4 protein-coding genes are annotated in these 4,901 nt (G+C 33.8%); 3 read left to right on the plus strand and 1 reads right to left on the minus strand.

Annotation, left to right across the window (positions count from 1 at the left end; all coding sequences use genetic code 11):
- The 3 genes from B8T70_RS22970 to B8T70_RS22980 form a co-directional block, all read left to right on the plus strand.
- On the plus strand, nucleotides 1-976 hold a 976-nt coding region (locus B8T70_RS22970; RefSeq protein ID WP_086896375.1), incomplete at its 5' end, for an ornithine cyclodeaminase family protein.
- Nucleotides 969-2,036: a proline racemase family protein gene (locus B8T70_RS22975; protein ID WP_039114393.1), complete on the plus strand. Its 1,068-nt coding sequence runs from the start codon at nucleotides 969-971 to the stop codon at nucleotides 2,034-2,036. The genes B8T70_RS22970 and B8T70_RS22975, both read left to right, overlap by 8 nt.
- A 544-nt stretch (nucleotides 2,037-2,580) precedes the next feature.
- On the plus strand, nucleotides 2,581-3,792 hold the full coding sequence (locus B8T70_RS22980) for a Xaa-Pro peptidase family protein (RefSeq protein WP_086896376.1): 1,212 nt from the start codon (nucleotides 2,581-2,583) through the stop codon (nucleotides 3,790-3,792).
- A gap of 183 nt (nucleotides 3,793-3,975) precedes the next feature.
- On the opposite strand, the gene B8T70_RS22985 is transcribed toward B8T70_RS22980, so the two are convergent.
- On the minus strand, nucleotides 3,976-4,713 hold the full coding sequence (locus B8T70_RS22985; RefSeq protein WP_123912160.1) for a hypothetical protein: 738 nt from the start codon (nucleotides 4,711-4,713) through the stop codon (nucleotides 3,976-3,978).
- Between the last annotated feature and the right edge of the window lie 188 nt (nucleotides 4,714-4,901).

Raw genomic sequence — 4,901 nt, forward strand, 5'->3', positions numbered from 1 at the left:
TATGGAACCTATTCAACTTATTTCAGACAATTTTATTGAAGAAAATTGTGATTTTAAAAAATTAATCGAAGGACTTCGTGATGGATTTTCGACAGAAAAAATTGAAGTACCTCTTCGGCATCACCATGATTTTTCTAACCCTGAGGAAAACAAAGATTCTACATTATTATTAATGCCCGCATTTCAGCCAGGGAAAGATTTAGGAGTAAAAATTGTTACCGTAAGCCCTAATAACGGTAAGTATGATTTGCCTTCTATACAAGGAACATACATTTATCTAGATGGACATAAAGGGAATATCAAAGCAATTCTGGATGCTAAATCCCTAACAGGTAAAAGAACAGCAGCAACATCGGCATTGGCAAGTAGTTACCTTTCTCGCAAGGATGCTTCGTCTATGCTTATGATAGGAACTGGTGCTTTGGCAATTAATTTAATTCAGGCTCATGCCAGTGTTCGTCCTATAAAACAAGTATATGTGTGGGGAAGAACAATAGAAAAAGCACAAATGGTTTGTGACGCTCTAAAAGGTTTTCCGTTTACTTGTACAGCAGTTTCTACAATCGAAGAAGTAATATCACAAGTTGATATAATTTCTTCGGCAACATTGTCGCCTATTCCGCTTGTGTTTGGTAAATGGCTTAAAGCAGGGCAACATCTGGATCTGGTTGGTGCATATAAAAAGGATATGCGTGAAGCCGATGATGAAGCAATCTTAAAATCGAGTGTGTTTCTTGATACTTATCAGGGTGGATTAAAGGAAAGTGGCGATATTTTAATTCCGTTAACCAATGGGATTATTACAAGAGAATCTATTAAAGCAGATTTATTTGAATTATGTAGCAATAAAAAACAAGGTAGAACATCTGATACTGAAATCACTTTCTTTAAGTCGGTTGGTCATGCTTTAGAAGACCTTGTTGCTGCAGCTTATTTTTATAAAGAGTTTAATTTAAAATCAGAGATAAATGTCTAAAACGTATAGTAATATTTGTAGTAATACAGAATATAAAATAGCATCGAATGCGTTACAAATAAAAACGATTGATATGCATACTGGTGGCGAACCGTTGCGTGTTATTGTTTCGGGTTTCCCAGAACTTAAAGGAAATAGTGTATTGGAATATCGTAGAGATATTAAAGAGAATTACGATTATTTAAGAACTTCATTAATGTTTGAACCTCGTGGTCATGCTGATATGTACGGTTGTATTTTGCTTCCGCCAAATGATGATGATGCCGATTTTGGAATTTTGTTTATGCATAACGAGGGATATAGTAGTATGTGTGGTCATGCTATTATTGCGATAAGCACGCTTGCCGCAAAAATGAACTGGATTACTGTAATAGAAGGCGAAAATGAACTGAAAATAGATGCTCCTTGTGGTAGAATATTCTCTTATGTTACGATTAAAAACGGAGAAGTTACTGGAGTACGTTTTCATTGTGTGCCTAGTTTTGTTGTAGGATTGGATCGTATTGTAGATGTTCCCGGGATAGGAAATGTTGTTTATGATTTGGCTTATGGCGGTGCATTTTATGCTTATGTAGATTTGAGAAAAAATACACATTTAAATTTCGGTTTAACCGAAGAAGATTATCGTACCATTATTCAGAGCGGAATGGATATAAAACATGCTGTTATGAATCAGGATAAAGAAGTTTTACATCCTTTTGAAGATGATTTGAGTTTTCTTTACGGAACAATTTTTATAGATGAACCACAGGATATTGCTAATCATAGCAGGAATGTTTGTGTTTTTGCCGATGGCGAAGTAGATCGTTCTCCAACAGGTTCGGGTGTTTCAGGCAGAATTGCTATCGAGAATGCTAGAAATGCCATAAAACCGAATGAATCTATTACGATAGAAAGTATTACAGGAAGTACTTTTAAAGGTTCGCTTGTTGAGGAAAAAGATTTTGGTCCGTTTCAGGCGGTGATTCCGCAAGTACAAGGAACTGCTTTTGTAACAGGCGTAAATACTTTTATCATAGATCCAAAAGATCCTATGAAAAATGGGTTTATACTTAGGTAGGTTTTTTAAGGTTCAGAGGGACAAAGGTTCAGAGAGGCAAAGGTTTTGAGGAGCTAAGATACTAAGGTTTTGTGAATGTGTGCGAATTAGCGCAATCTTGTCACCCTGACGCAGGAAGGGTCTCCGTGAGTAGCTCCGCAAAGATTGTGGTTAATTTTCGCCACAGATTAAATAGATTAAAAGGATTTTAAAAACTTTGCGGTTATTTTTTTCTGCTACGAATTGCCACAATCTTGTCGCCCTGACGCAGGAAGGGTCTCCGTGAGTAGCTCCGCAAAGATTGTGGAGTTTTTTGTGGAGATTCTTCGTTCCTCAGAAAGACAATATTGAGGATAAACTTTGCGAGCTTTGCGGTTAATTTTTTTTGCCACAGATTAAAGAGATTAAAAGGATTTAAGACTTTGCGGTTAAATTTCCTTGATGATTAGAAAGATTTTAAAAACTTTACGAACTTTGTGTCAACCTTGTGGTTAATTTTTACGCTACATATAAATAATATACCTTAACGGTTTTAGATAAATAAAATAACTTAAAAATATAATAAATGGCAATTGGAATAGGAGGCTCAAACGCAGCTATTGAGTTAGAAAAAATTGAAAATATGACTTTGGATGTAAAACCAATCCAGTCAGAGGAATATTTAGGTAGGATTAAAAAAGCAGTTGCTATTATGAAAGAGGTAAAGGTAAAGGCGACTTATGTTAACGCTGGAACGAACCTTTATTATTTTACTGGTACAAAATGGAATCCATCTGAAAGAATGGTTGGTGCTTTACTATACGATGATGGAACACTAGATTATATTGTTCCTAAGTTTGAAGAAGGTACTTTTAAAAAGTATATGGAAATAAACGGAAAAATCAACTGTTGGGAAGAGCATGAATCTCCGTATGCTTTAATGGGCGAATTATTAAAGAATAAAAACATAGTTGGCGAAACTATTGCTTTAGATGAGTCGGCTCCATATTTCTTGGTTGATGGTGTTACTAAAACGAATCAATCTTATACGATTATAAATGCTTTGCCAATTACTTCGGGTTGCAGAATGCAAAAATCGGCAAATGAAATTGCTATTATCCAAAGAGCCAAAGATATTACAATGGTTGTGCAACGTGCTGCTGCCAAGATATTACGCCCAGGAATTAGCGCTAATGAAGTTACTAGTTTTATTAATGCAGCGCATATAAAAGCGGGTATACCTTCGGGATCGTATTTTTGTATTGTTTTGTTTGCCGATGATACACAATATCCTCACGGCGTATCTGTTCCTCAGGATTTAAAAGATAATGGAGCAGTTATTATCGATACAGGTTGTAAATTAGAAGGATACATTTCGGATATTACAAGATCTTATGCTTATGGAACAGCATCTGAGGAATATAAAACTATTTGGAATCTGGAAAAAGCAACGCAACATGCTGCTTTTGTAGCTGCCAAAATAGGTGCTACTTGCGGTTCTGTAGATGATGCTGCCAGAAAAACTTTAGCGGAAGCGGGATTAAGTTCTGATTATAATTTACCTGGATTACCTCATCGAGTAGGACATGGGACTGGTTTAGACATTCACGAATATCCTTATTTGGTAAGAGGAAGCGAAATAGAACTTGAAGAAGGAATGGTTGTAAGTAATGAGCCGATGATTTGTATTCCTGGGAAATTTGGTATTCGCCATGAAGATCATTTTTATATGACTGCAAATGGTCCTAAGTGGTTTACTGAGCCAATGGATAGTGTAGATAATCCTTTTGGATATTAAACTTGTTTAAAGTTTAAAGTTTAAAGTTTAAAGTTTAAAGTTTCGCAGATGATGCAGATTTAAAAGTTAAATATGTTATCCTGTAAGGTCTTTTCTTGACCTTTTAGGGATTGTTTAGCACAATTTAATACCTAACAGGTTTTTGAAACCTGTTAGGATTTTAAACTCAAAAAGAAGTGGTTTTTACTTCTTTTTGAGTTTATAATATCCAACATTGTATTCGAAATTGTCTACAAAAGCATTTATGATATAAAAATAATCATTCTCTGCGTCTTCATTTTGAACTAAATTTATTAGAAAAGTGCCATCTAATTTTTGGGTATAGAGAATTTTATAGTTTTTAATTTTAGTTTTATTCTTTATATATGCATTTACTCGTAGGAAATTGTCTTTTTGGTTTGTTTTAAAATTAAGCAAATCGAAGCTTCCGTTTTTCACTTCTTCTCTATAATTATCAACCATTAAAGAGTATTTTTCGTTTAGATTATCCTGAAAAATGTTTCCATCGCTCTTAATGAGTTTAATTATTTTATCTGTCTTCTGCGATATATAATATCTTAGTTTAAGATTTAGTGCAATCTTTTTTTGCTCACAATCTCCTGTTTGCGAAAATTCATTTATATCTATCTCGATATGTTTGTTGTCTATGAGTTTGTATGTACCTACTGACGATGGAAAACAATCATTTCCGCACGTAGCAGAATAACTACATTTAAATGTGTTGTTCTTATCAAAGAATATTCTATTTCCATACATTGAATAAGGTTTATCATCTTTATCCATTTTTTGTAAAACATATTCTTGAGTGTAATTTGTGTCTTGTCCAATAATTTCGCTAATACGCCAATATTCGCCAATAATATTTTGCGAATACATATTATATGAAAGCAGCGTGATTAATAAGGTCAATATGTATTTCATATTAGAATATTTTTTTAGTTTGTTTACGAAATTATCTATAAAAAAGAGTTGTTGTTTGTTTTTTATTTAATTAAACCACTATGGACTAAAAGTTCATAGATTTGGTTGGCAGACTGAAAGTCTGCTAGGCTACAATACTTATTTATTAACCGAAAATTACACAAATTAGCGCTAATTAATTTGTGAAA

It is taken from the genome of Flavobacterium sp. AJR (assembly GCF_002156885.1).
Lineage (GTDB): Bacteria > Bacteroidota > Bacteroidia > Flavobacteriales > Flavobacteriaceae > Flavobacterium.

Bases quoted from the DNA above. Each gene is read 5' to 3' on its own strand.
- B8T70_RS22975 (WP_039114393.1), top strand. From the start codon at position 969: ATGTCTAAAACGTATAGTAATATTTGTAGTAATACAGAATATAAAATA.
- B8T70_RS22980 (WP_086896376.1), top strand. From the start codon at position 2,581: ATGGCAATTGGAATAGGAGGCTCAAACGCAGCTATTGAGTTAGAAAAA.
- B8T70_RS22985 (WP_123912160.1), bottom strand. From the start codon at position 4,713: ATGAAATACATATTGACCTTATTAATCACGCTGCTTTCATATAATATG.